General features: G+C 53.4%; 29 protein-coding genes. 17 read left to right on the forward strand and 12 right to left on the reverse strand.

What is annotated here, in order from left to right:
• Positions 1-233: 233 nt before the first annotated feature.
• Positions 234-860 carry a cupin domain-containing protein gene (locus tag IDH45_RS31855; protein ID WP_190932192.1) on the forward strand — a complete coding sequence of 209 codons (627 nt, stop codon included), beginning with the start codon at positions 234-236 and terminating at the stop codon, positions 858-860.
• Between the two features lie 3 nt (positions 861-863).
• On the forward strand, positions 864-1,181 hold the full coding sequence (locus IDH45_RS31860) for a helix-turn-helix domain-containing protein (protein ID WP_317891323.1): 318 nt from the start codon (positions 864-866) through the stop codon (positions 1,179-1,181).
• A 161-nt stretch (positions 1,182-1,342) separates the two neighbouring features.
• On the opposite strand, the gene IDH45_RS31865 is transcribed toward IDH45_RS31860, so the two are convergent.
• Positions 1,343-1,507, reverse strand: coding sequence for a hypothetical protein (locus IDH45_RS31865; RefSeq protein WP_190932194.1), 165 nt, complete (start codon positions 1,505-1,507; stop codon positions 1,343-1,345).
• Between the two features lie 301 nt (positions 1,508-1,808).
• On the opposite strand from IDH45_RS31865, the gene IDH45_RS34485 reads away from it, so the two are divergent.
• From IDH45_RS34485 to IDH45_RS31890, 6 genes are all read left to right on the forward strand, one after another.
• Positions 1,809-2,219, forward strand: a complete 411-nt coding sequence (locus IDH45_RS34485; protein WP_223837202.1) for a hypothetical protein — start codon at positions 1,809-1,811, stop codon at positions 2,217-2,219.
• Positions 2,104-2,397 carry an extracellular solute-binding protein gene (locus IDH45_RS35390; protein WP_397327122.1) on the forward strand — a complete coding sequence of 98 codons (294 nt, stop codon included), beginning with the start codon at positions 2,104-2,106 and terminating at the stop codon, positions 2,395-2,397. The genes IDH45_RS34485 and IDH45_RS35390 overlap by 116 nt, the downstream gene beginning before the upstream one ends.
• On the forward strand, positions 2,373-3,116 hold the full coding sequence (locus IDH45_RS31875; RefSeq protein WP_317891324.1) for a hypothetical protein: 744 nt from the start codon (positions 2,373-2,375) through the stop codon (positions 3,114-3,116). Before IDH45_RS35390 ends, IDH45_RS31875 begins: the two co-directional genes overlap by 25 nt.
• A gap of 904 nt (positions 3,117-4,020) precedes the next feature.
• A complete protein-coding gene (locus IDH45_RS31880) occupies positions 4,021-4,653 on the forward strand; it encodes a hypothetical protein (RefSeq protein ID WP_190932196.1) in 633 nt (210 codons plus the stop codon).
• A 24-nt stretch (positions 4,654-4,677) separates the two neighbouring features.
• Positions 4,678-4,959, forward strand: a complete 282-nt coding sequence (locus IDH45_RS31885) for a hypothetical protein (protein WP_190932197.1) — start codon at positions 4,678-4,680, stop codon at positions 4,957-4,959.
• 736 nt (positions 4,960-5,695) lie between these two features.
• Positions 5,696-6,214: a DinB family protein gene (locus tag IDH45_RS31890; protein ID WP_190932198.1), complete on the forward strand. Its 519-nt coding sequence runs from the start codon at positions 5,696-5,698 to the stop codon at positions 6,212-6,214.
• A 145-nt stretch (positions 6,215-6,359) separates the two neighbouring features.
• On the opposite strand, the gene phnX is transcribed toward IDH45_RS31890, so the two are convergent.
• From phnX to IDH45_RS31915, 5 genes are all read right to left on the reverse strand, one after another.
• On the reverse strand, positions 6,360-7,178 hold the full coding sequence (gene phnX, locus IDH45_RS31895) for a phosphonoacetaldehyde hydrolase (RefSeq protein ID WP_190932226.1): 819 nt from the start codon (positions 7,176-7,178) through the stop codon (positions 6,360-6,362).
• A 5-nt stretch (positions 7,179-7,183) separates the two neighbouring features.
• Positions 7,184-8,278: a 2-aminoethylphosphonate--pyruvate transaminase gene (phnW, locus tag IDH45_RS31900; RefSeq protein ID WP_190932199.1), complete on the reverse strand. Its 1,095-nt coding sequence runs from the start codon at positions 8,276-8,278 to the stop codon at positions 7,184-7,186.
• 209 nt (positions 8,279-8,487) lie between these two features.
• Positions 8,488-9,480: an extracellular solute-binding protein gene (locus IDH45_RS31905; RefSeq protein ID WP_190932200.1), complete on the reverse strand. Its 993-nt coding sequence runs from the start codon at positions 9,478-9,480 to the stop codon at positions 8,488-8,490.
• Positions 9,481-9,494: 14 nt separating this feature from the next.
• On the reverse strand, positions 9,495-11,114 hold the full coding sequence (locus IDH45_RS31910; RefSeq protein ID WP_190932201.1) for an ABC transporter permease subunit: 1,620 nt from the start codon (positions 11,112-11,114) through the stop codon (positions 9,495-9,497).
• Positions 11,107-11,859 (reverse strand): ABC transporter ATP-binding protein, encoded by a 753-nt coding sequence (locus tag IDH45_RS31915; RefSeq protein ID WP_190932202.1) that lies wholly within the window; start codon positions 11,857-11,859, stop codon positions 11,107-11,109. Before IDH45_RS31915 ends, IDH45_RS31910 begins: the two co-directional genes overlap by 8 nt.
• A 247-nt stretch (positions 11,860-12,106) precedes the next feature.
• Between IDH45_RS31915 and IDH45_RS31920 the strand changes: the two genes are divergently transcribed.
• Positions 12,107-12,871, forward strand: coding sequence for a DeoR/GlpR family DNA-binding transcription regulator (locus IDH45_RS31920; protein ID WP_190932203.1), 765 nt, complete (start codon positions 12,107-12,109; stop codon positions 12,869-12,871).
• Positions 12,872-12,935: 64 nt separating this feature from the next.
• Here IDH45_RS31920 and IDH45_RS31925 read toward each other — a convergent pair whose 3' ends face one another.
• Positions 12,936-13,076, reverse strand: coding sequence for a hypothetical protein (locus IDH45_RS31925; protein WP_190932204.1), 141 nt, complete (start codon positions 13,074-13,076; stop codon positions 12,936-12,938).
• A gap of 169 nt (positions 13,077-13,245) precedes the next feature.
• Between IDH45_RS31925 and IDH45_RS34490 the strand changes: the two genes are divergently transcribed.
• From IDH45_RS34490 to IDH45_RS31940, 4 genes are all read left to right on the forward strand, one after another.
• On the forward strand, positions 13,246-13,527 hold the full coding sequence (locus tag IDH45_RS34490; RefSeq protein WP_223837211.1) for a hypothetical protein: 282 nt from the start codon (positions 13,246-13,248) through the stop codon (positions 13,525-13,527).
• A 17-nt stretch (positions 13,528-13,544) separates the two neighbouring features.
• The gene (locus tag IDH45_RS31930) at positions 13,545-14,360 is read left to right on the forward strand and encodes a HAMP domain-containing sensor histidine kinase (RefSeq protein ID WP_317891322.1); all 816 of its coding nucleotides are present in this window, start codon (positions 13,545-13,547) and stop codon (positions 14,358-14,360) included.
• Positions 14,361-14,448: 88 nt separating this feature from the next.
• On the forward strand, positions 14,449-15,624 hold the full coding sequence (locus IDH45_RS31935) for an oxalate decarboxylase family bicupin (protein ID WP_190932205.1): 1,176 nt from the start codon (positions 14,449-14,451) through the stop codon (positions 15,622-15,624).
• Between the two features lie 97 nt (positions 15,625-15,721).
• Positions 15,722-16,618, forward strand: coding sequence for a cupin domain-containing protein (locus IDH45_RS31940; RefSeq protein WP_190932206.1), 897 nt, complete (start codon positions 15,722-15,724; stop codon positions 16,616-16,618).
• A 368-nt stretch (positions 16,619-16,986) separates the two neighbouring features.
• Here IDH45_RS31940 and IDH45_RS31945 read toward each other — a convergent pair whose 3' ends face one another.
• Together IDH45_RS31945 and IDH45_RS31950 are read right to left on the reverse strand one after the other, a co-directional pair.
• Positions 16,987-18,372 carry a TraB/GumN family protein gene (locus IDH45_RS31945; RefSeq protein WP_190932207.1) on the reverse strand — a complete coding sequence of 462 codons (1,386 nt, stop codon included), beginning with the start codon at positions 18,370-18,372 and terminating at the stop codon, positions 16,987-16,989.
• Between the two features lie 128 nt (positions 18,373-18,500).
• Positions 18,501-19,250, reverse strand: coding sequence for an alpha/beta fold hydrolase (locus IDH45_RS31950; RefSeq protein WP_190932208.1), 750 nt, complete (start codon positions 19,248-19,250; stop codon positions 18,501-18,503).
• 131 nt (positions 19,251-19,381) lie between these two features.
• On the opposite strand from IDH45_RS31950, the gene IDH45_RS35150 reads away from it, so the two are divergent.
• Complete coding sequence (locus IDH45_RS35150; protein WP_190932209.1) at positions 19,382-20,332, forward strand: helix-turn-helix transcriptional regulator; 951 nt, start codon at positions 19,382-19,384, stop codon at positions 20,330-20,332.
• Positions 20,333-20,436: 104 nt separating this feature from the next.
• A complete protein-coding gene (locus IDH45_RS31960; protein ID WP_190932210.1) occupies positions 20,437-21,291 on the forward strand; it encodes a hypothetical protein in 855 nt (284 codons plus the stop codon).
• Between the two features lie 70 nt (positions 21,292-21,361).
• Here IDH45_RS31960 and IDH45_RS31965 read toward each other — a convergent pair whose 3' ends face one another.
• The 3 genes from IDH45_RS31965 to IDH45_RS31975 all read right to left on the reverse strand — a co-directional run bounded on the left by IDH45_RS31965 (position 21,362) and on the right by IDH45_RS31975 (position 23,211).
• A complete protein-coding gene (locus tag IDH45_RS31965) occupies positions 21,362-21,772 on the reverse strand; it encodes a VOC family protein (protein ID WP_190932211.1) in 411 nt (136 codons plus the stop codon).
• 167 nt (positions 21,773-21,939) lie between these two features.
• A complete protein-coding gene (locus tag IDH45_RS31970) occupies positions 21,940-22,368 on the reverse strand; it encodes a VOC family protein (protein ID WP_190932212.1) in 429 nt (142 codons plus the stop codon).
• 60 nt (positions 22,369-22,428) lie between these two features.
• Positions 22,429-23,211 (reverse strand): arylamine N-acetyltransferase family protein, encoded by a 783-nt coding sequence (locus IDH45_RS31975; RefSeq protein ID WP_190932213.1) that lies wholly within the window; start codon positions 23,209-23,211, stop codon positions 22,429-22,431.
• 182 nt (positions 23,212-23,393) lie between these two features.
• Between IDH45_RS31975 and IDH45_RS31980 the strand changes: the two genes are divergently transcribed.
• Both IDH45_RS31980 and IDH45_RS31985 read left to right on the forward strand, forming a co-directional pair.
• Positions 23,394-24,749 carry an aminotransferase-like domain-containing protein gene (locus tag IDH45_RS31980; protein WP_190932214.1) on the forward strand — a complete coding sequence of 452 codons (1,356 nt, stop codon included), beginning with the start codon at positions 23,394-23,396 and terminating at the stop codon, positions 24,747-24,749.
• A 71-nt stretch (positions 24,750-24,820) separates the two neighbouring features.
• Positions 24,821-25,006, forward strand: a complete 186-nt coding sequence (locus IDH45_RS31985) for a hypothetical protein (RefSeq protein WP_190932215.1) — start codon at positions 24,821-24,823, stop codon at positions 25,004-25,006.
• Positions 25,007-25,080 lie beyond the last annotated feature (74 nt).

The following is a 25,080-nucleotide window of genomic DNA, read 5'->3' on the forward strand; positions in this document are numbered from 1 at the left end:
TTTTAATAGGTTGCATCTATGGATTCCTCTTTTTGGCACAACTATACCATATTCATCCAACCTATACTATTAGATTTGAGAGAGTACTAGAGGCGCTTTCTTCGTTCAAAGCTCAAATTACTTCATTACAGGAATGGCTCCTTTTTGTTTGTATAATACAAGTGAAATCGCAAACGGTATTTGCAAAGATAGTCGCAAGTTTTGCAAAATCAGCCAGAGGAGGCGGCGGTCTCGTGACGGATAGCGGAATGCTGCGGTTGAAGGAAGATGTGGTCGTTGAACGGCTGTTTTCGTTTCTGTATATGGAGCTTCCGAAATATTTTCAGGCTTCCGGCGAAAAGCACGATTTCTGGGAATTCGTTTATGTCGATAAAGGGGAAGTGATCCTCATCACCGATCGGGGGAGCAACCGTCTGAGTCAGGGCGACATGATTTTTTACTCGCCGAATGAATACCATACGGGTTATGCGGTCAACGGGACCGCTCCGAACCTGATTATTATGTCGTTCGTCTGCCATTCGCCGGCCGTCGATTATTTCAGGGGCAAGGTGCTTCATCTGGAGCAGACCGAGCAGGAGCTTCTTTACGAGCTGATTTCGGAAGGAAAAGAAGCGTTCGATCCGCCTGTCGGCCATCCCAAGATGATGGTTCCGCAGCGTAAGGATGGCTCTCTTTTCGGCAGCGAGCAAATGATCAAAAACATGCTGGAGATGCTGCTGATCCGCCTCATTTGCAAAGGATCGGCCGGGACCGGCAAAACAAGGCCGGAGTCGGCTCTGCTAGCCATCAGAAACGAGGACTTGTTCGAACGGATAGCCCTGTATTTAAAAGACAACGTCAGAAACAACCTGTCTTTCTAGCAAATATGCAGCGAGTTTGCGATCGGCAGCACGATTCTGAAAAATTTGTTCAAAAACCGGACAAACTCCGGGGTCATGAAAAATTACAGCAAGTTAAAGCTGGAGTACGCGAAGCGGCAAAATCGCGAGAAAATGTACAGCATCACGGAAATCGCCGATCAGCTCGGCTACAGCAGCGTCCATTATTTCTCGAAGCATTTCAAAAAAGCGACCGGCTTCGCTCCGACCGAATATGCGCGGATGATTGCCAACAAAACGTCGCGGAAAAAAGCTCCGCAGTCCGTACTCGTCCATGGAGGCGACCCCTTGCAATCGGTTTGAAAGCGTTTTCTGTTAAAGGAAAAAGAAGACATCCGACCTTAGAATAGGGGTTGGATGTCTTCTTCTGCTTTTCAATCCCGGGAAACCCGCCAATACAGAAAAATGCAAGTTTTTCAATGGCCTCTTCGATTGGAGGCGGGTTTTGCGTATGTATCAAACCCTTATTCTTCATTCTCGGATTCAAGCTCGGCGTTTCCGTTTTGTTGAAACACTTCGGCTGCTTCCTCCGCGGAAAACTCGGTATCGTTCTCGCCTGGAACGGGCAGTTTGTTAAGCTCAGTCGATTGCACTTCCGCTTTAGTCGGTCCGTTTTGGGAATTGGTCATACTGGCACCTCCTTCCTTGTTTTGCGACAAGGATTAATCTGCCACAGTCTGAACTATATTATACGCGCCAAGAGACAGTGCGCTTCCCGGGGAGTAGAAAAGTATGTCGTTCCCGAGGCGGGACATTTGTGCGAATACGCCGCGGCTTCCGCTGTATGGAAGGGGTTCTGTTGTCTATTATTGCAAAACTTGCGACGATAATGACAACGACTTGGAAGCGGATTATCCCCTATGATTATTCCAGATCGGGCTGTTGGGTAATCGATTACTGAAGAACCTACAAAAGGTGGAGGCAACATTCATGAAACGAAATTCGTTGTTGGCATCAAGCGCCGTCGTATTGGTCGGGGCCATTGCTTTGTCCGGCTGCGGCAGCCGGGAAGGGGGAACGGGTACGCCGGGTGCGAATCCGGAGGCAGCTCCTTCGAAGGTGCAGGAGCAGGCGGCGGTCAAGCCGGTTCGTCTGACTTTGCTGGCGAGCGAAGCTTATTTGTATGACGATGATTTTCGGTTATTGGTGACGGAGCCCTTGAAGAAAAAATATCCGCACCTTACCGTCGACCTCGTTCGCCCGGGGCACGCAAATTCAGGACCTGATCGCCGCCAAGTCGGTACCCGATCTGATCATCCTGTTGAGAGCAAGCAAGGATCAGTACAAAGAGCTGGGACTTACAACCAACATTTTGCCGATTCTGAAAAAACACGAGATTGATTTGGGCCGTTTCCGGCCGGGCGTGGTTGAAGCTTTTGCCGATAACGGACAAGTGTACGGCTTGCCTTACGCGACCAATACCAATGCGCTGTATTACAACGAGGAGCTGTTCGACAGATTCGGCGTCGATAGGACGGCCTGTTCTGGGAAGACATTCTTGCCATCTCCCGTAAAATGACCCGCACGGAGGGAAGCGTTCAGTATAAGGGGTACGATTATTTCATGCCCTACTGGCTCGGGTACCCGTTGTCACTGCCCTTCGTCGACAAAAGCACGGGCAAGGTGGCCATTAACAACGACGCTTGGAAAAACGTATTCCAGCTGATGAAATCGTTTGAAGACATTCCCGGCAACCAGAAATCGCCGTCTTATGCGAAAGCTTTTACGGAGGACCGGACGTTGGCGATGGTCGGCACGATCAATTTGTTTCCGTTGCTGAAGCAAGCGTCCAGTCAAGGCTTCCGGTGGAACCTGGCCGAATTTCCCAGCTACAAAGAGAAGCCGCACGTCGCCCCGCCGGTCGACCTGCATGAAATGATGGTTTCGCGGACGAGCGAGTTTAAAGAGGAGGCCGTACGCGTTATCGAGGTGGTGACCTCGGAGGAGGTGCAACTGATCAGCGCGCGCAAGACGGGCCGCGGTTCCGCGCTGGACAACCGGCAGATCGAGGAGCAGCTCGGGGCGGACATTCCTTATTTGCATGGGAAAAACATTGCAGCCATCTTCAAAAGCAAACCCGCCCCGGTGCGCGACGAAACGAAAACCGACGATCAAATCAAGCGGATCATCGACCGAAATTTCGCCCAGGTCCGGAACGGCACCATCGACATCAACACGTTCATGCGGCAGAGTGAAGAGGAAGCCAACAAATGGATCGAGGCTGAGAAAAACAAGTAAGTCATATGGCGCAGCATCAGTTTCGGCGGATGAACAAGGGGACAGGAAGGAGCGAGGGGAGGATGACGGCAGTATTTTGAACGAAGAAAAGCTGCTGCCTGCTCAGGGCCTTTGCCCTCGGACAAAGGTTACGTGATGAACCGGCTGGCGCTGAAGTTCGTTCTTCGTGGCCGTTTGGCGCTGTATGCTGTTTACAGGCCGGAAGGAACCGGGCTGGAAGGAGCCGGTTAAGAGTGGTTTGCAGCCGTTATTTTGTCCGAAACTCGCTTGAATAGCGGAATAGGAGCGGTTTGGGGCTCTTAAAATCGGCAAAAAGGGTGTAGACCCTATCCGGTGGTGGAAATAAGGGGTGCAAACCGCCTCTATTCGCCCCGTTTTTTCGAATAAGCCGAAGTTAGAACATGCCAAAGACTCTTATTTTGCTCAACCGACCGTCTCAATGGAGCGAAACATCGCTCGGTGTAGAACTTTTCGTAAAAGGGCCGTACGCATTGTGTTTGCAGCAAAGCTGAGCGCGCCCCTGTCTGCAATAAAGTTGTTTATGCGCATTAGAAGGTATGTTGTGACTCTTGGCCTCCTTCAAACCAGACGATTGAGGGCGAACGGCTGGGGGTGAAGGTACTCGTTTCCTTTCGCGCACCAACGTATGGGTTGCACGTCAAGGATCGTCCGGTCGTTTTTACCGGACGGTTTTTTGTATTTTTTTGCGAAGCCCCGCTACCCCCGATACTCAGCTCCCCTTGCTAACCTTTCTTTTTGGAATGCCAATCGGTTGACGCTTCGCGGTCGAACTCGTTTCGCTGCTGCTCTTGACAATCGAGTCGCTTCGAATTATATTAACTGTAATATATTTTAATTACTAAAACATTTAACTAATAAAATAAATTAATCGAGGAGGTACCCGATGAAGCAATCCACCGGAGAAGCGGCAGACGATATCCGGATTAACGGCTCCGGTGTCTACCGGGACGACGTTCAGGCGGAAACCGTACACATCGCCGGTCATGGGCGGTTCGAGGGGGATTTGGCCGCAGGCAGCTTCAAAAGCTCGGGTTCGTGCCGGGTAAAAGGCCGTTGCAGCGCCCGGCGGATGTCGAATATCGGCCATGCGCATTTTCGCTCCGTAATTGCGGAGCACATCTATACGGCAGGCTCCTTTCAGGCGGACGAATTGGTGGAAGCGGACACGTTTCATGCGAAGGGAATCGTAACGATCGGCGATACGTTGAAGGCGGGAGAGGTCCGGATCGAGCTGCAGGGGGCGGCGGCCATCAAGCGCATTTACGCGGAGAGGTCGATCGACCTGCGAGCGGACCGGCTGTCCGTCGTGAACTGGCTCCAATTCTGGAGAAGGAAAGCGCTATGCGACAGCCTGGAAAGCCCACGAATCGAGGTCAGCCATCTGGAGGCGGAGCTTGTTGCCGGAGAGGAGATTCGGATCGGCGCGGGCTGTACCATCGGCGAAGTGCGTTATTCGAAAACGCTCGTCGTCGATCCCCGCTCCGTTGTAAAGCGTAAGGTGCACATTTCGATATAAAAAAAGAAAAAGGAGAGAATGCGGATGCGGTCGATTCCAAATTTGATGCTGAGAGGGTTGGTCGGGTTATTTGCTTTTCCGGTATTCGGCGTGCTAACGGCCGGATTGGCGCTGTGCGCAGTAGTCACGATGGTGGCGGGAATATTGCGGACGGTAGGCGTAGATATTCAGATGAATATGGTTCTGTTTGAGGTTCCCCGGTATTTAAGCGTGCCCGTCGCCTTAGGATTCAGCGTACTTTTCATCGGATTGTCAGCAGCCAGTTGGAGAGCGCTCCGGCTGTCCTACAGGTTTGTCGTGTTGTAGTCGCGGGACATTACCTAGTACCGGGCCTGTGAACGGACTGCCGGAACTGCCGGAACGAAGAGTGCCCATTTCCTCCAACGCGCTATCACAGGTTTGCCATCAAAAAACCGTCCGGACGGGTTCCTGGCGTTTTATTACGCGCCACCCGAAGATCAGGTTGATTCATGTTGCGATGTCACACGGCTCGATCGGGTCGACAGCCTCTGTCATCCCCAGTCATCCCCTCGCTTCCATTATTCCAAGCTCACTCAGCGGAAGTCCGATTTCCGTTAACCTATCGGAAATGGCCGACGGGACGAATTAGCGGAACGATTTGTTCCGTTATTTCACACGAAAGGCGCAAAAAGACCCCGGTTCCCGGAAATAACGGAAGTTAATATTCCGCTAACGTGCCATATAGAGCCTTCTTACCATAATAAAGGAAGCGTTTCTTCCGTTCGGGCTAGCGGCGTAGCGGTTTTGTTTCCGGAACGGGCCCAGGGCGACGTTCCATTTTGCGGCTTCTGACCGAACGCTGTATTCCGCCGTAAGTCCGGTTCGGCCTGCACAATCCGCCGATGGAAGAGCAGGTGATCGCGCAGCCGGGCCGGTGCGCCGTCCAGGAGGCGGAGCGGCTCTTATAGAGTGCCTGATTGCCCTTAATAAAGACACGGTTTGCTTCAGGCTTCAGAAGGAACATTCCTCGCCGACCCGCGGCATGGTATACTGGGTAAAACTGTCGGGGAGGGATTGCAAGATGTCTAAACGGCCGTCAAACGAAGAGTATAACGCTTATTATGAAATGTATGTAAGCTTGGTTCCAAATGGAGACATCCGCGAATGTTTGGCTGAGACGTACAAGCAGACGATCGAAGTCTTGTCGACCGTTTCGGAAGAACGGGCTAATTACCGCTATGCGCCGGGAAAGTGGAGCTTGAAGGAAGTGCTGGGTCACATTACCGATAACGAACGGATCATGAGCTACCGGCTGCTTCGGATCGCCAGAAGGGACCGGACGCCGCTCGCTGGTTACGATCAGGACGTGCTGATGGGCGGAGCGTCCTTCGACGCTTGCTCCTTGTCCGAGCTGGTGGAGGATTACACGGCCGTACGCCGGGCGACGCTCACTTTGCTGAAGGGGCTGCCGGAAGAGGCTTGGGACCGCAGAGGAATCGTAAGCGGCAACGAATCGACCGTACGGGCTTGGGCGTACATTTTGACCGGGCACGAGATTTACCATATGAATGTAATCCAAGATAAATATTTGCAAGGATAGGCTGTCGAAGCAAAAGAAGGCTGTCCCAAAAGCCATTATTGCTTTGGAACAACATCTAGCTATGGCAGGAAAACGCAGGAAAAAGACGCTCCCATCCCGCTACACAGCGGTTTTAGGGTAGCGTCTTTACCCATCTTCAGGGACGTTATACCTTACAGCCCGGTCTTTTCCCCTGGGCCAGCAACTCGTTGATCTTGCCGACGACTTGAGGGAGCCCGCTCATCGTGCCGATCGCGAAGTCCGCACCTTGCTCCAGAAACGTCTGTTTCGTTTTCGCAATTGCAGCTTGCTTGTCCGGCTCCGTCATCCGATGAAACGATTCCAGGCTGTGTCCGAGCTCCGAGCTTCCGACCGCTACTCCGACCGTCCAGACGCCGGCATTAACGCCCTCTTTCATATCGGAGATGGTGTCGCCAACCTTGACGACCTTCCAGGCTGCGGACAGCTTCAGCTGCTCCATATTTCTGAAAATCATATAAGGGTGGGGTCTCCCAAACGAGCCGGTATCATCCGGAGTGACGATATGGTCCGGCCGGTATCCTTTCTCGCGGGCGTTGGAAGCGACAACCTCCATCATCGAGCTCGTATAACCGGTCGTCGAGCCGATCTTCAGCCCGTCTGCTCTCAAAGCTTCCACCGTCTCTATGACACCGGGGATCGGGTCCGTATATTCGGACAGAGAGGCCATCAGTGCAGGCTCGAATACCGCGTACAGCTCTTCGACATCGCCCTCGTTAAAAGGTCTGTTGTACTTCGCCTCCCACAGCGCCGCCACTCTCGGCATAGACAGCATGGTGCGGATGTGGTCGATCTTGAGCATGCCCATCGGCGCTCTCGCTTCCTCCATCGTCACTTCCACGCCCGCTTGGCGGAATATATCGATAAACACACGGACAGGTGCGAAACATCCGAAATCTACCGCCGTACCAGCCCAATCCAGAATAATGGCTTCGATTTTGTTCATTTTGTTCATCGCCCCGTTCCTCCCCGATATTGCTCGATAATGCTGCATAACCGCTCGATATCTTCCTCGTATATTTCCCCGATATTGCCGATGCGGAATGTATCGACGTCGGTAAGCTTGCCAGGATAGATCACGTACCCTCTTTCTTTGACGTAACCGTAAAATTCATCGAAGCGAAACGTTTCGTCCGGGTACAAAAACGTAGTGATGATCGGCGATTGCTTCTCACCGGATATATAGGGATGAATGCCAAGTTTCCCGAGCCCGTCCCGCAGTAATTCGTTATTGTGCCGGTAACGCTCGTATCTGGCCGGGATGCCGCCTTCTGCTTCAAGCTCGTCCAGCGCTTTGGAAAAAGCGGCTACGACATGGGTAGGGGAGGTGAACCGCCATTTCCCGTCCTTGTCCATCCCTTTCCACTGATCGTACAGATCGAGCGACAAGCTGCGGGCTACGCCCCGGCAGGCGGCCAGCTTGTCCAGCTTCGCGATGACGAAGCCGAATCCCGGAACGCCTTGAATGCATTTGTTCGCGCTGCTGATCAAATAATCGATCCCGAGGCCGGCCACATCGATTTCGATTCCGCCGAAGCTGCTCATCGCGTCGACGATTAATGTTTTCTTATACGCCTTGGCAATGGCGGCAATTTTCTCAAGCGGATTCAAAATTCCGGTCGTCGTCTCGCAGTGAACGATCGCCAGATGGGTAATCAACCGGTCCTCTTCCAATATCGCCTCCAGCTCCGCCTCGTCAGGATATTGGTCATAGCCGACGCGGTATTCCGCATATGGCAGGCCGATATACCGGGCCATCTCGACGATCCGCTCGCCGTAAGCCCCGTTGGTGACGATCAGCACTTTATCGGTGCCGGAGACAGCCGACGTCATGACGGCTTCCACGGCGAACGTGCCGCTTCCCTGCATCAGCACGGCTGTATACTGCTCGGGGGCTGTTCCAGCCAGCGCCAGCAGCTGAGACCGGATCTTTTGCGTAATCGATTTGTACGAATCGTCCCATGTGCAGCGGTCCACAAGCATTTCTTCCTTGACGGAGCTTGTCGTCGTCAGCGGGCCGGGTGTTAATAGTTTGTAGCTGTTCATCTCGTTTCGCTCCTTGAAGAGGTTATTCAAAAAGTCCACTCTTGATCACGAAGCAGATCAGGAAGCCTGCTCGACATCGAATATGGCATTCAGCCGGAACTTCCGGTGCTCACAAAAGCTCCACTACGCTCCGCTCCTCATTTCCTAGCTTCATCCCATCTTCTCGGTGCTGAAAACCGGACTTTTTGAACTCGCATTTGAATTAAAGTTTATTTCGCCGCATTGAAAAATTTCTGATGTTCCTCCAGCAGCTCCAGCGTTAACGGCTTTGCGAATTTCAACGGTTTCGCCGGCTTGTTGACCGCATCGACCGTCTCGGCGTTGTACAAGGCGACCGGATAATGAACGATCAATTCTTTTCTCGCATCCTTGATAATCGTTTCCGCCATTTTCATCGCCAGATCCGTCGTTGCGCTTTTTTTGTCGACCACCGCAATTGATTCCGTCAAGGAGAAGTTGCCTTCCGTCGGATCCACAAAATCGATCGGAGCCCCGGACGCTTTCGCTTTGACGGCCTGATGGCGCAGTCCGAAACCGGCGGCCACTTCTCCGGCCTGTACCTTTTTGATCGGACCGGAGCCCGAGCTTTCCAGATGCGGGCCGGCATTGGCGATGAGATCGTGAAGCACCTTCTTGCCCTCTGCCTCCCCGTATTCGTTAAGGATCGCTTGAACGAGCAGCCAGCCGGTGGAGGAGTTCATAATGTTCGGGATCGATACAAGATTTTTGAATTCCGGCTTCGTCAAGTCTCGAATCGACTTCGGCTGGGGCAAGCCTTTTTGCTTCAGCACCTCCGTGTTGACGAAGATCGACCCGGTGATCGCCAAGATCGGAGCCGTATAACCAGGGTACGTATCGATGGCGCCTGTTTGGAACGTCAGCTCTTTAAACATCGAATGTTTGCTTTGTGCGCTGGCGACAAAATAAGAACTCATCGTAACGAGATCGGCTTCGATTTTGCTTCCTTCGGCGATCAGCTTCCCGCCAAGCTCGGAAGTGCCCAGCGATTGAATCACATATTTCCCCTTGTATCCGGCGCCGGCCAGCGATTTTTCTACGGCGGCCACCGCTTCCTCGTCGCCGTTCGTGTAGATGACGACTTTCTTCGCTTCCGCCGAGCCGCTGTTATTGCAGGCAGCCAGCACAATAACCAGACTTACAGCGAGAAAAGACAGCAGCAAAACTCGAACCGATTTGAACATGGATATCCCTCACCTTATTGTTTTAGAGTCGTACGTTTCTGCCCGTAGTCGCATACCAGTTTTACGATCAGATTGGTCAGGAAAATGAGCATGGACAGCACGAAAATCTCATTAAACTTGGCAAAATGCTGAAGCTCCTTGATCTTGCTCGCGACAACGGCCGTCTGGGCCGATACCAGAAAAATAATCCCGCTGATCGTCACCATGGAATTGATGAAATAGTAGCCGAACATCTCGATCACAGTGGATACCGAATTAGGTACGATGACCCGGTACACCGTTTGAAGCCAGCTGTCTCCCAGCAGTTCGCCGGTCGTTTCCCAGGACGGATTCATTTTGGATAAGGAGTTTTTGGCCATCAGATACGGCGTCGTAAAGAAATGAACGATATTGCAAAACACGAGAATGGCGAACGTTCCTTTCAGACTGCTTCCATTGAAAAGGAGCAGGTAGGAGATGCCGAGCACCATCCCGGGCACCGTGCTTGTAATCATCGAGACGATATCTGTCACGGGTTTGGCTCTAAGCGAAGTCCGCGCGTTCAGAAGCGCCGCGCAGTAAGCGATCAGCGTCCCGAGTAAGGAGGTTAGCAGAGCGACCCATAACGAATGTCCGTACACCTTCGTCAAATCGCCCGTTTGAAATACGCTGATCACATGCTTGAATGTAAACGTAAGATCGTAAGGATAACGGCTCAGCCACGGCGCGATGAACATTACGGCGAAAACGGACACGATGCCCACAGCGACGGCGGCGGAGACGATACCGAAACTGACGTCGCGCAGCTTATGTCGGGGAAGCTCGATCCCGGTTTGTTTGTCATAGTGGAAATGAAGCTTCTCCAAGTAATGCAGCAGCCAAAATCCGAATACGGCCGGAGCCAGCATGAGGACGGCGATGACCGCACCCTGATTCAGATCGGGAATGGAGCCGAGCATCACCTCGTACAGCTCCGCTGCGACCACTTTGTACGTGCCGCCCACCGAGGCGGGAATTCCGAAATCCGTGAAGCTTAAAATAAAAGATAGGACAAACGCGCCGCCGAGCGTCCCCGCCATAGGACGAAGGATCGTGTTCGTGAAACTTCTGACCGTTCCGTCGCCCATCAGATGAGAAACGATAATAAATTTTTTGTCCATATACTTGAACGCATTGTGAAGAAGCAGAAACGCGGAAGGCAGCGTATAGGCGACATAACCGATCAGCAGTCCGTTAAAGCCGTAAATGTCGAACAGATTCCGCCCGGCGAGTTTCGTTATCAAGCCTTGATTGCCGAACGAGTACATAATTGCAAATCCATAAGTAATGGTAGGCAGCAGCATCGGAGCGACGATGACGGTTTTCAGCACGCCCTTCATAGGGTGGAAGATCCGGGTGCAATGGATGGCGTACGCCAGTATAAATCCCAGAACCGTGGTGATCGACGCCGCAGCCGCCGACACTTTCAGACTGTTCAGGACCGTTCCGATCAAATCCCGTTCCTTCCAGACCGCCGCGTAATTGCCGAACGTATAACCTTGGCCGGTGTCTAGCGAGCGGATCAGCAGGATAAGGAGCGGCAGGAACAGGAAAACCGTAAATACGAGCAAAATCAAGGCGAACAGGATGCGCATTTCCGGTTTTACTTTAGACATACGACTCACCGAACAAGTTGTAAATGTTCTGTCTTTTGATATGGAGCTGTTCGATGATAAACCGCCTCACGAAGTCGTTGTCCGGCTGATGAATGATTTGCTGCGGCGTGCCGAATTGAGCCACTTTCCCTTGGTGAATGATCAAGATTTTGTCCGACAGCGTCAGCGCTTCTTCCGGATCGTGCGTAACGATGATCGTCGTCAGTTTAAATTCCCTCGCCACCGATTGGATCCGCCGTTTGATCGATTCCTTAATCACTCCGTCCAACGCGCTGAGCGGTTCGTCCAGCAGCAGGATATTCGGTTTCGTGACAAGCGTTCTCGCCAGAGCGACTCTTTGCTTCTGCCCGCCGGACAGCTCGCCGATCCTTTTTTGAAGATGTGGCCGCAGTTCCAGAAAATCGATATAGTCTTGAACCTCCTTCTCGCTTACGATGCCTTTCTTGTTGCGCAAGCCGTAGACGATGTTGTCGTAAGCGTTCAAGTTCGGGAATAACGCATAGTCCTGAAATACGATATTGAACCCGCGCTTTTTCATAGGGAAGCGGGTAATGTCCACACTGTTAAATTCCAAGCTTCCGCGATCAGGCTTCGTTAAGCCCAAAATCAGGTTAAGCAGCGTCGTTTTGCCGCTTCCGCTCGGTCCGAGCAGCGACACGATCTCACCTGTGCCAATCTCTACGTGGATGTCGTCGAGTACCGCCTTATTGTCAAAATGTTTGCTTATATGCTGCAGCTTCAGCAAACCGCTCACCTCCTCGGGTACAGAGCCAGTATATAAGTCTTTTGTTAAATCCGATTCAGTTCTGTGTAAAATGTGCGTAAATTATGCATACATCATTAATAAGTATTGCATAAGTTTATCTAAAATTTGCCTGATTTTAAGAGCAAATAATGAACATGTATTGATTGAATGTGCCGGAATCTGTACACTGGAAGATGAGGACAAGCTGTGTTACAGCCGTACCGATGTCAAGAAAATGGGTGAGGGTATGCTGCCGCTGGAAAGGCAAAAGAAAATTCTCGATCTGTTAGGCGTCAAAAAAGTTCTCAAAATACCCGAGTTGACGGATGAGCTGGACGTATCCGTGGATACGCTCCGCCGGGATCTGAATTTGCTGACGAGCCAGGGCAAAATCGAAAAGATTTACGGCGGCGTCAAGCTCGTGCAATCCAAGTTCGGCGAGTCGTCCATGGACGAGCGGATGGTGAAGCATCTCGAGGAGAAAGAAAAAATCGCCCGCAAATGCAGCGAATTTATTAACGACGGCGATTGTATTTATTTGGACAGCGGATCGACTACTTATCAAATCGCCAAGTATATCAAGCAGAAGAAAAAGCTGACGGTCGTCACGAATTCGATCCCGGTCGTAAATGAGCTAATGAACAGCGAAGTCGAGATGGTTATGATCGGCGGCAAAATAAGACGGGACGAACGGTCGGTCATCGCTTACGAGTACCTGTTTAATTTTCACGAGCTGAATATCCGGAAAGCCTTTATATGCTGCAGCGGGATTACGATCGAAAAAGGGATCTCGGATTATAACCTGGAGGAAGCGATCACGCGCAAAAAAATAATCGAGCTGGCCAGCGAGGTGTATGTTGCGGCTGACAGTACGAAATTCGGCAAAGACGTCACGATCGTCATCGCGCCGCTTGACCGGATCGATGCGATCGTGACGGACCCGGGCGCGGAAGCCGGACTTATTCAGAAGTTCAAAAAGCTGCGGACGAGCTTGGTCATTGCGGATAGCTGAAGCGTAAAGCCAATAGGAAAACGGACCTTCCCAAGCTAAGATGCTTAAGGGAAAGTCCGTTTTTTTACGGCACTATGCCGCCGCCTCTATACCGGGACGAACGTCTCGCGACGACAAGCGACAGGACGATCAGCGCAAGCGCCAGTACCGGATGCAGCGCGCCTGCCGCAGGCAGGTTGGCGGTGAAATATTGGCAGTAGATCAATCACGACGAAGCCGACGGCTCCGATACAACGAAGAGAGCACGAACCCTCCGACAATGCCGCCAAGCACGGCCATACCTACCACTGCCAGTTTATGTTTCATCCCCGAATGTCTTCCGGCAGTACGAGCCCGAATTCAAGACGGGCGAAGGGGAGCTGGCTTACAGCTATTTGCTGCTGTCTGCGGATCGGACGGCAGCCGTTCATCAAGGGGAGGCGTCCGAGAAGTTGATCCGCAACCTCGGTTTGAAGCGCCAACTGCAAAGCGGCGGAGAACCGGCCGGTTATCTGGTTTATTACGACCCGGAGGTCGCTGTGTATTCCAAATTGCGGATTGGTATCCCAAGCTCCGTATCGTTCCTGCTCGCCGCCTCGGTGTTCCTATTCTGCCCTTCGCCCTCCTGGTCGCTTACTGGGTATCCAGACGGATTACGGCTCCTCTCCGGCAGCTGATTCCGGCTATCGACCGGGTGGGGGCGGGGAACTTCGGCGATCAGGTGCGGATCGCGTCCCGGGACGAGTACGGTAAGGTGGCGTCTGCTTTTAACAGCATGTCGATGCAGCTGAAACGAAGGGAGGAGCTGCGGCGTTGTCTCCTTGCGGGCGTGGCGCACGAGCTGCGGACGCCGCTTACGATCCTGCAAGGGAAGCTGGACTATTTGCAGCAGGGAGGCGGGCTTATCGAACCGGAGCGGCTGCTGCCGCTGCAGGACGAGCTGATCCGCTTAACCCGGCTTGTCGGCGACCTTCACGAGCTGTCGCAGGCGGAAGCGGGCAAGCTGTCGTACGAATTCAAGGAAACGGATATACGGGATGTTCTGGAGAGAACAGTGGATCGTCTGCTGCCGGGAGCCGAGGAGAAAGGAATCGGGATCAGGCTCGTCAACAAAGCGGTTCGCACCCATCTGACCGCCGATCCGAACCGGATCTCGCAAGTGTTTCTGAACTTGCTTGTGAACGCCATCCATTATACGCCTTCCGGCGGATCGGTCGACGTCCTGCTGCAGGAGCGGCGGAATCAAGCGGACGAACCCGTGCTGACCGTCGAGGTCCGGGATAACGGTCCGGGGATCGGACCCGAGCATCTGCCGCATCTGTTCGACCGGTTTTACCGGACGGACGAAGCCCGCAGCCGCAACAGCGGGGGAACCGGGCTCGGGCTGGCGATCGCGAAGGAATTCGTACTCGCCCACCGGGGCGAGATCCGAGCCCAGAAAAGTCCGGGAGCCGGTTCGGCTTTTATCGTTACGCTGCCTTTCGATTTCGGCAAGCTGCCCCCTTCGTGAACGGCATATGATCCAAGCAGACGCTCATATATAGGAGTAGACGGCTTACGTCAGGTGTCATTTTGTCGGGAGGAGGAATTCGGACTGGATGAAAGATCCGAAGCTTGAAGTGCCCCAGCCGATTCGGGAGGATGGGGCGGGAGGGCCGGATCTCGGCCCGCGCGATGTGATGAGAGATATCGAAAACCCGGATATGCTCGTACCGCCGGTGACCGACTCGGGCTTGCTGCCGAACCTGAGAATGTCGTTCTCCGACACCCATATGCAACTGAATCACGGCGGATGGTCCCGGGAAATTACGGTGCGCGATCTGCCGATCGCCACCACGCTGGCGGGAGTGAATATGAGTCTGACGCCGGGAGGTGTGCGCGAGCTGCATTGGCATCAGCAGGCGGAATGGGCCTATATGATTTGGGGCGGCGCAAGGGTGACGGCGATGGACGCGAACGGGCGCAACTTTATCGCGGACCTGGGTCCGGGCGATCTGTGGTATTTTCCGGCCGGGCTGCCTCATTCCATTCAAGGCTTGGCCGAAGGATGCGAGTTTCTGCTCGTTTTCGACGACGGTTCGTTCTCCGACTTGAATACATTGTCCATCTCGGACTGGTTCGCGCATACGCCGAAGGACGTGCTGTCTGCGAACTTCGGCGTTCCGGCAAGCGCGTTCGACGCGATTCCCGGTCAGCAGGTTTATATTTTTCAATCCGGGGTTCCCGGTCCTCTCGAGAGCCAGCAGGCCGAATCCCCGTACGGGACCGTCCAGCCGGGCTTTACGCACCGGCTGCTTGCCCAGAAGCCGATCCTTACGCCCGGCGGAAGCGTGCGGATCGCGGATTCCTCCAACTTCCCGGTCTCCAAGACGATCGCCGCCGCGCTGGTCGAGATTAAGCCCGGTGCGATGCGCGAGCTGCATTGGCATCCGAATAACGACGAGTGGCAGTATTACTTGACGGGCCAAGGCCGGATGACGGTGTTCGCCGGCAACGGGGCGGCCCGGACGTTCGACGTCAGAGCCGGGGATGTCGGTTACGTGCCATTTGCCTACGGTCATTACGTTCAGAACACCGGCACGCAGACGTTGTGGTTTCTGGAAATGTTCAAAAGCGACCGGTTCGCTGACGTCTCCTTAAACCAGTGGATGGCGCTCACCCCCACGGCGCTCGTGCAGGATAATCTTCACGCCGGTCAGCAGGTTACCGGCGCATTGCGCAAGGAAAAGTGGCCGGTCGTCACGTATCCCGGCTACACCTACTATCCGAAATAACCGGTCCCGCGCCAAAATAGGCGTACGTTCTTATGGGCGGATACATATGGTATCCCATAGGGCTTCAGCCTATTATGAACGAAGGGCAGGGAATACCGTGTCAATCTCTTATATGGACTATACGTCACCGTCCACCCAGTTTTCGTTTGACGTGAACACCAGCTTGTTTTTCAAGAAAAATAACCAGAATTATATCAATGTCCTTTCCATTAATCAGCTGAACACGCTCGGCAACACCTCTATGCTGGATATATACCTCAGCGCGGGCAATGTCGTCGAGCCTCATATCCACCAGAATGCGTCGGAATTGGTATACTGCGTGACGGGGGCGGCGGTCGTGTCGATCGTTAACCCGTTCAGCAAAAAACTGATGAACTTCCCGATCAAGCCGGGCCAGGTCGCCAATGTGCCGCAGGGGTGGTGGCATTACGAGATCGCCATGGAAGACCATACGCATCTGATCGCCATATTCGATGCGCCGATTCCGGAATTTATCGGAGGCTCCGACCTGCTGCGGTTGACGCCGCCTGAAGTATTCGCGCAAGCGTACTGCCTCGACGCCGCCAAGGTTAAGGAAACGTTCGCTCCGATCACCGATACGGTGTTCATCGGACCGCCGAACAGCTGCAAGACAAACACGAGAGCGGAGCAGGAAGGGGAGGACGGGGAAGATGTGGAGGAAGCTCTGAAGGAGCTTACCTTGCAACTGCAAGCCGCGAAGGAGCAGGCGTTGCAGCTGAAAGCTATGCAAGAGCAAGCGATGCAGGAGCACGCCTCGCAGTTGAAGGCTTGGCAGGAGCAGGCAGTCCAGGAACAGGAAGCGCAGTTGCAAGCGATGCAGGACCAAGCCTGGCAAGAACGGCCTGGGCAGGAGCAGGCTGTTTTGGAGTGGACGTCCTCTCCGCGCCCGGACTATTTCGATACTCGCGGGAAATCGCCGGTTCCGCCGTCGCGCCGGAGACCGATGATCGGCAACGGCGGCGCCTATTTGTAGTTATGCCGGAAATTGGGAGCGTTGCTTCGAAAAATCGAGCTGAAAGTTTCTGCTCGCAAGAAAAGCTCCCTCTTCCGCAAAGGTCATTCATCGCGTAAAAGCTTTCGTTTGGAAGGCTTATCATAAATAGGCCCGGGCTGGGCCAACAGCCGCCGTTTCCGTTGCGAAAGCAGCCGACCGGCGGCTTTTGTTCGCAAGACCGACGAAGCGCTTCATGCAGGCCGGACGGGCTCATGGGAGAAGTAAACGTAAAAACGCTCCGATATAGCAAAAAAAACCGGGAGCAGGCACTTTCGAGCAAAGTGCCCTTGTCCCGGGTTGTTGCAGCGGCCGGAGCCCCGGCCGGGTGGTACGGTACGCGCTACCGGTTATTGAACCGGCTGCACGTCGTAGCCTTTTGCTTTCAACTGGTCGATGACCATATCTTTCACCACATAATGAGCAGAACCGACGATAACGAACGATGTATGTTCCCCGTCTTGTTCCAGCAGCCCGGCGAGCTTTTCAGCCATCTTTTTGTCGCGTTCGCCGATCAGCTTCTTGTTCAGCTCGCCTTCCATCAATCCGCCGCGGATCAGTCCGTCTGCAACGGCTTTCGCATCGCCGTCCGCCCAATCCAGCTGCAATTGCTTAAAGGAAGCGGCCGATTCTTTGCCGCCATCAACAAGCAAAGTGTCAAGCAACGTGTTCAAGTCTTTCTCCTGAGCTTCGGGAGTCAGCGAGGCGAACACATCCGCCTGGAATTGGATGCTTTCCAGTTCGTAGATCGGTTTATTCGACAACAGCGCTTTAACGAGGAAATAATGATCGATGCCGCTGGCGGCTGCCGCTTCGGCTTGCTCAAGCTTTTCGAACAAGGTAAATGTCGACAGATTGGTGCTGACGGCGAAAGGCTTGAACCCGTCGAACGCTTGCTCCGGAATGCCGATCTTTTTCAATACTTGCTGCAGCTTTTCGTATGTTTCTTTCGAGACGTGATCCTTGATCGTCGTACCGTCATCGTACATCATTTGATTGGTGAAAACACTCATGTCTCCCGTCAGCGTATCGGCTTCCACCCACAGGTCGTCCGACGCATCGAACGCGTCCCTGATCTGTTTCTCGAGCGGATACATCTCCGGGATGCCGAGGTGGACCGAGCCCAGCAGATACAAGGTGTTCTTGTCGTTCGTTACTTTCCAGAACACGCCTTTCGCGCCTTCTTCGGCCGTATCGTAGCTGAATTCCACCAACCGGGTAGCCAGCACGACCGCTTGCTCGACCGTACACGGCTGATCGAGCTCAAGTCCTTCGCCCGTTCCTTGTACGATGCCATTCTTCTGCAAGTAGGCGATCGGATCGGCGGAGCCGGTCCCGAATGCGGCCGGCAGCTCGTAACGTGTCAACAGCCCGTAGATGGAGCGGGTCACCGTGTCTCTAGTAATCGATGCCGTATCGGTCGATAGAGAGAGAGGGGTTTCTTTTTTCTTAAGGCCGATCTGATCCAGCTTGGCTGCTGTAGCTTCGATCAGCGATTTGAACTTGGCAGCGTCGATCGGTTGTTGAAACGTGCCGTCATAGTACCAATTAAGCGGGTAAATCCCGTATTTCTCTCCCTCGTTGAGGGTAGGAATGGACCAGGCGCTGATCGACGGGGTCGGGACGGCCGGCTGCTCCGCTTTCACGGTGAGAGCGGTGCTGCCCAGCATAACGGTAACTCCCAGCAAACCGGCCGCCGCCATGCGGCTCCACTTGCTCCAAAGATTTCTTTTCATGAATCGCGTGCCTCCTAGAGAATCAAAGATGACGGTATATGGGCAATTCTATTACAAAAGCACATTATATCATACCGGAAACGAGGAAAGCTAAGTTCAACGCTTGGTGGAACATGTTGCTGGATTCATTACCACTTTTGGCTTGAAAACGGATATACTGCCTCGGTCATAAAGCGCTGCAGCATCGCGCGCAGCTGGTCCGGCCGACTCAGCATCGGCAAGTGTCCGGCGTCCAAATCGTACACGTGCTGCGGCGAGAGGTTGGTTATCATTTTATTTTGAAGGGACAGGCTGAACTGTTTATCTTGTTTCAGCCGGATATACAGCTTAGGCACCTCGGGAGCGGAGGCATCGATCCGATCCGTATAAACGCGGACCGATTCCGGCACGAACCCTCGCACGATGTCCTCGGCTTGTTCTGCGGACACATCGCTGCATAAACCGCTGCGGATGGCGGACGCCGGCGGCTTGGTGCCTACTGTGCGCAGCAGGATCGGCAATAGGATTTTTTGGGGGAGCGGCAGTGCCGACAGAAACGATCCGCCCTGCTTCGGAATCGCCGCCGAAACCGCCACAAATCCCGCCATCCGTTCGGATAATTCGGCGGCAAGCTGAAGGGCGAGAACTCCGCCGAGCGAATGCGCCACAAGTACGATCCGATCCGCGTTCCACTCCATCACCTGATCCCGGATATGCCTTACATAATCTTGCAGCGTAAGCTTACGCCTGGATTCGTAATTGTTGTCCCGCAGCGGGAAGTCGGCCAGCAAAGCGGGGAAACCGAGTCCATCCGTTACTTGCTCCCATACCCGTCCCTCCAAACCTGCGCCATGTATAAACACGAATCCGATCCTCTCTTGTACCCGTTCTTGCTTCATAAGTATCATTCTCCCTCCGCTTATCGCTACTGGTGATGCGTTGTACTTTATGAACACTGTATCATTTAAATAAGACAGATCCTGTCTTGTTTGCATGTTACAATAAAAATTAACGGAAAGGGGAGAGGCTCGTGTCAAAATCGCAGCGGCTTGTGCAGCTCATTATGCGGATCAATTCCCTTAAGTCTTTTACCGTTCAACAGCTGGCGGGCGAATTCGGCTTGTCCGCGCGGACGATTACACGAGATTTGCAGGAGCTGAGCGAACTCGGCGTCCCGGTATACTCCGTCCAAGGTCGTGGGGGCGGATACAGGCTGCTACAGGAGCGGATGCTTCCGCCGATCGCCTTCACCGAAGGCGAAGCCGTCGCCATGTTCGTTGCCTGCCAGTCGCTGAACAATCTCAGCGCTCTCCCGTTCGACGAAGGGGCCGAATCTGCGCTTCATAAGTTCTATCACTATTTGCCGGCCGATGTAAGAGAGCGGATCGACCGTTTGAAACAGAAGGTGGCGATTCTAAGTCCCAACCGGACGATGAACCCGGAATGTCTCAGGACGCTGCTTCAGGCCATCATGATCCGTTGCGTCGTGACGATTGGGTACAGCTCAAGTCAAGGCGTGAAGGAGCGCGATATTCAGCCTATCGGCCTGTATGCTAGCGGCGGCTATTGGTATTGTCCGGCTTATTGCTTTCTGCGAGAGGAAGTCAGACTGTTCCGGGCGGACCGAATCCGTTCGGCTGTTCTGAACGAAGCGATGGAATGGCGGGAAGAGGCGGACCGGTGGGATTTGAGAAATCGTCCGGAGAACGTCGACACGAATCCAATACCATTTACGGTAAGTCTAACGAGAAGCGGTGTGCGGCAGCTGGAGTCGGACGAATGGTTCGGCCCTTTCCTGGTGGTGCAGGAAGATGGAGGCGGTAAGGCGACGATCCGAATCTCGACGGAAAACATGCGCTTTTATGCGGACCACATATGGAGGCTAGGGGCAGATGCGAGAATCGTGGAGCCGGCCGAAGCGGTGGAATACATGCAACGGAAGCTTGAGTCGCTGAAATCCGTCTACGATACTAACGAATAACCTGCGGGCTTGTCCGGATCAAAGAGAGCAAAAATCGTTTATTTTTCGGAGGGCGCATCCTTATATAATAAAGGGGTAGTCCAGCACAGAAATGGAGGGATTAGATGAATCTGCGAACGCTTGCCGAACAGGTTCAAGCAGGGAAATTCCAATCCGGATTGGAGAGACATCTGTCTGCGGATGTGAGGGCCCGGCTGCGTGGAATGGACGTAAACGGGATCGAGAGCTGGTTCGGTCAAGTTATACGCAACCCCATCGACCTGTCGGGTGAAGGAAGTCGGGAGCTGCTGGAACTGTATTACACGGCTGCCTGGCACAATTTGTTCGAGACACTGCATATACCTGCTGAAGCGTCCTTATTCGAAATCGGTGCAGGAGATACGGTATACATCCCAAGGGCGCTTAACGCCTTTTCCGGCAGCGGGGCTTATGTGACGGCCAACCTGAACAAGCAGCTGACCCAAAACTTTCTGAGAAAAACGGCCGATTTGAGCATTCAAGTCCGAGTTATTGAAGAGGACGGAGCGCGTATTCTGGATTATTGCGACCCAGGCACGTTCGAGGTCGTTTCCTTCCACCACGCCATTAACGATATCGTCCAAACGATCATTGCCGGGATCGAAGGGATCGACACCATAACTAACAACTGGTGGGCGATCGAGCCCCAGATGCTGCAGGCGGTCATGAGGTACCATGAGGCGGGTACGCTGCGACGGGCGGCTTTCGAGCCGTTTATTCAAATCGTTGAGACGTGCGGACACCTATTGAGACAAGGCGGATATATGATTTTCGACAACTGTACGTATGCCGGTTACGAGCAACTGGGGTATTCGTCCGAGTTTCACAGCAACTACATCAACTTGGTGAGAGCATGGATAATGGAAGCCGGTATCGGACTGGAAGAGGTGGAGCTGCCATCCTTCGACCGTAACTGGTGGATGATTTTGAGAAAAGCTTGACACGTGAAAAAAACCGGCGGTTCCGATTTTGGATTCGCCGGCTTTATTTCGCCCAATTCCGAGCGTAAGCCTAATAGTAGCCGGAACCGCTTCCTTTGTTGAAAGTAGCGATGTACCAATAGTTGCCGAAAGGATCTTCCACTCCCGCGCTTCTTTCCCCGTACGGCATGTCCGCCGGTTCGTAGAGCGACCTGGCTCCCGCGTCCAGCGCTCTCCGGTAACAGGCGTCCGTGTCCTCGACAAATATATGCAGCGTATTCGGACGAGCCGGATACTCGCCCTTGGCTTCCGACACTTCAACGATCGTGCTGCCGATGCGAACCTCCGAATGGACCAGAAACCCGTTATCGTCGGTATGAAGATTCAATCGCTCCCCTTGAAAAGCTTGGATTAGAAAATCAATCAGCTTCCCGGCGTCCCGCACATGAAAGTATGGAGTTACGCTTTGGTAGCCTTTCGGAGAATAGTTGCCGCTTTCCATCGCTAAAATCCCTCCTTAAAGATCGATCTGGCGAATCGTAAACCGTCTAAGCCTCATTACAGAAGCAGCTGCAGGCATTGTTCGGGTATGCGGATTTTTCCGCGATGAGCCGAATCGGTTCCGATAAAAAATTGCCTTGTCCGCTACTGTATATGGTATTTTTGAAACTAAGATTCGTCCGCAATTTCCCATGCCGGATTCCAGACGACTTCCCATAAATGGCCGTCCGGGTCGAGGAAATGGCCGGAGTATCCGCCCCAGAACGTATGGTGGGCAGGATCGGTTATAATGGCCCCGGCAGCACGGGCTTGTTCCATGACCGCGTCCACTTCTTCGATGCTGCCTACATTGTGGCCGATCGTGAATTCGCCCGAGCTTGGCGGAGCGAGCGGAACTTTTGCCTCGTGGGCGAGATCTTTGCGATTCCATACGGCAAGCTTCACGCCTGCCTGCAAGTCGAAGAACGCTACCGCCCCGTGTTCATATTCCGTGCCCACGATCCCTTGTGTCGGCAGCCCGAGACCGTCGCGGTAAAACCTCAAAGCCCGTTCCAAATCGTCTACTCCCAGCGTGAGTACAGATATTCGCGGTTTCATCCGGAAAGCCCTCCATGATTTTCTTTGTATAGCGGCCGTATATCCAAATTATAGCACTTTTTAATCTTCCATCTCAAAAAAACGATGCAACCGCTCCGAGAATTTCTCCCGATTCATTTCTTCTTTGGTAACGAGCCCTTCGCGCCACACGGTAAACGTCTGATCGGTCAAGGTTACATTGCCGCTGTCGGTAAGTCTGGTGATCAACCGGTTTTTGTTAAAAGGCGATTCTTCGTGCCCGGCGATGATCGTCTGAATCTCGTTTAACTCCGACAAGCCGGATGCCGGACACTTCGAATCGAAGGCGTACCCGATTCTCCAATCGGTATCTTTATGCTTCAGCTTCATCTCGAACGTGTAGTCTCCATGCTCGGTAAGCCGGTGCCGGACGCGAAACTGCCCGTTGCGGGAAGAGACGGTTTCCCCGGACAAAGGAACGGGCGTTAAGGGAAGATTTCCTCCAAAGCCCGTGTCCGCTAGGTATGTCTCTCCCTGATGAGCGATCAGGATCGTTACGTGCGTTCTACCGAGGGACATGTACTGCCGGGATGCATGATTATATACGACCCCGCGTGTCAGGACGGCATCAAGGCCGTTCTCGATCAAGACCAGATACAACAGCGAATTCAGCTCGTAACAGAGGCCGCCTTCGCGGTTGAACATGATTTTTTGAATCAAATTCCGTTCGTTAATGTCGTTGATTCTGTTGTGAATAATACCGAAATTTTCGAACGGGATCGTTTTCGCCATTTGATCCAGAACGTCTGGCAGCGAGTCCCACGTGATCGGCTCATCGCCGGCTACTCCGATCCGTTTGCGAAATAAAGCAGTCAGCTCACTCATGTCCGTTCCTCCTCTACAGCATCGGTCCGTCAGCCGGACGAGCGTATACCTTTTACTTACAAGGTATGCGATCTTACGAGCCGGAACAATAGCTTTTTCTCAAAATTGTTACGGTACAGTTGGCGCAGTCTTGTATAATAGACCGGAGAGGGTCATTCCGATGCTGACAATTGGAGGAAATCGTGAAAAAATATATGTCCATTCTATCCGATCTGGAGCAGAGAATGATGGAAGGGCAGTACCGCTCCGGCGAAAAGCTCCCCTCCGTACGGGAAGCGGCGAAGTCATACGGCTGCAGCGTTAGTACGGTCTTGCGGGCGTACTCGGAGCTGGAGAGGCGCCATGCGATTTATTCGATCTCCCAGAGCGGCTACTATGTAGTCGATCGGCAGCCCGCCCGGGGCGCCCGTAACGAAGGGCAGACGATCGATTTTGCTTCGGCGTCGCCGGATTTGAATCTGTTCCCGTATTTGGACTTTCAGCATTGTCTGAACAAAGCGATCGATACGTACAAGTATAACCTGTTTACTTACGGGGATTTGAACGGGTTGGAGAAGCTTCGCCATACGATCGTTTCTCACCTTGCCGGCGACCAGGTGTTTGCGAGCCCGGATCAGATTATGATTACTTCGGGCGTGCAGGCCGCGCTTGAGATTTTGGCGAAGATGCCGTTTCCGAACGGGAACGAAACCATTCTGGTCGAACAGCCGGGTTATGATCTGTATTTGCGGTTTTTGGAGACGGAAGGTTTGCCGGTCAGAGGGATCGCCCGTTCGACGGCCGGCATCAATCTGCAGGAGCTCGAGGAAATATTCAAGAGCGGCGGCATCAAATTTTTGTATACAATGCCGAGATACCACAATCCGCTGGGCACCTCTTACAGCACGGTGGAGAGAAAAGCAATCGCCTCGCTGTCCGCCAAATACGACGTATACGTGGTGGAAGACGATTACATGGCCGACCTGGGCGAGGAACGGGGCTTCGAGCCGATCTATTCGTACGACAGCACGTCGCGCGTCATCTATTTGAAAAGCTTCTCGAAAATCATCTTCCCGGGCTTGCGGCTGGGAGCCGCCGTTATGCCGCGTCAGTTGCTGGAAACGTTCCGCAAGCACAAACGATATGCCGACACTTCGCTGTTGTCCCAGGCTGCGCTTGAGGTGTATATCCATAACGGTATGTACGAGCGGCACAAGCACAAAATCATCAGCCAATACGCAGCGCGGATTCGTTTGCTGAATGAGGCGCTTAAACGGCATAATACCGACGGACTGATCCAGGCGGCGGATATCCGATCGGGGGTTTATATTCCGTTTATGCTGTCGCAGACGGTTAATATGGAGCGTCTGATGAAACGTCTGGAGGCGAGGAACATCCGGGTGGAACCCGGTAAAGGGTTTTATTTATCCGGTTATCCGGAGCGTGACAAATTCCTGCGGATCAGCGTGTCACGCGCGTTGCCGGAGCGGATCGAGGAGGGCGTCAAGGCGATTATCGAGGAAGTGAAACGCAGCGGAGGGCGATCGTCGTCAGGTTGAGACGGATTGCGAACGGCCGCTTCAGCTCGTGAATAGGGATCGGAGCAACGGCTAACCGTTCGGAGAGTTTTATGCTGACCGCCAAGCGACAGGAGGAGTTATATGGAATATGTACGGGACTATATGAGGTGTCGGTCATATCCCCGTATCTGTCCCGGAAGCTGCAGGTGGCGAACAGCGCTATAACGGGCATCGGAGCGGGTACGGTTTTGTTCGGCTTTGCGCTGTCGGGATTGATCCGGTATATGCTTGCTTAAGAAGAAGAAGAATCCTTCGGCGAAAGAGGCAAACGAAGCTGCTGTTCAACCAAAAAAGCAAAAAGGACTGCCGC

The organism is Paenibacillus oceani (assembly GCF_014705615.1).
Classification (GTDB): domain Bacteria; phylum Bacillota; class Bacilli; order Paenibacillales; family NBRC-103111; genus Paenibacillus_AB; species Paenibacillus_AB oceani.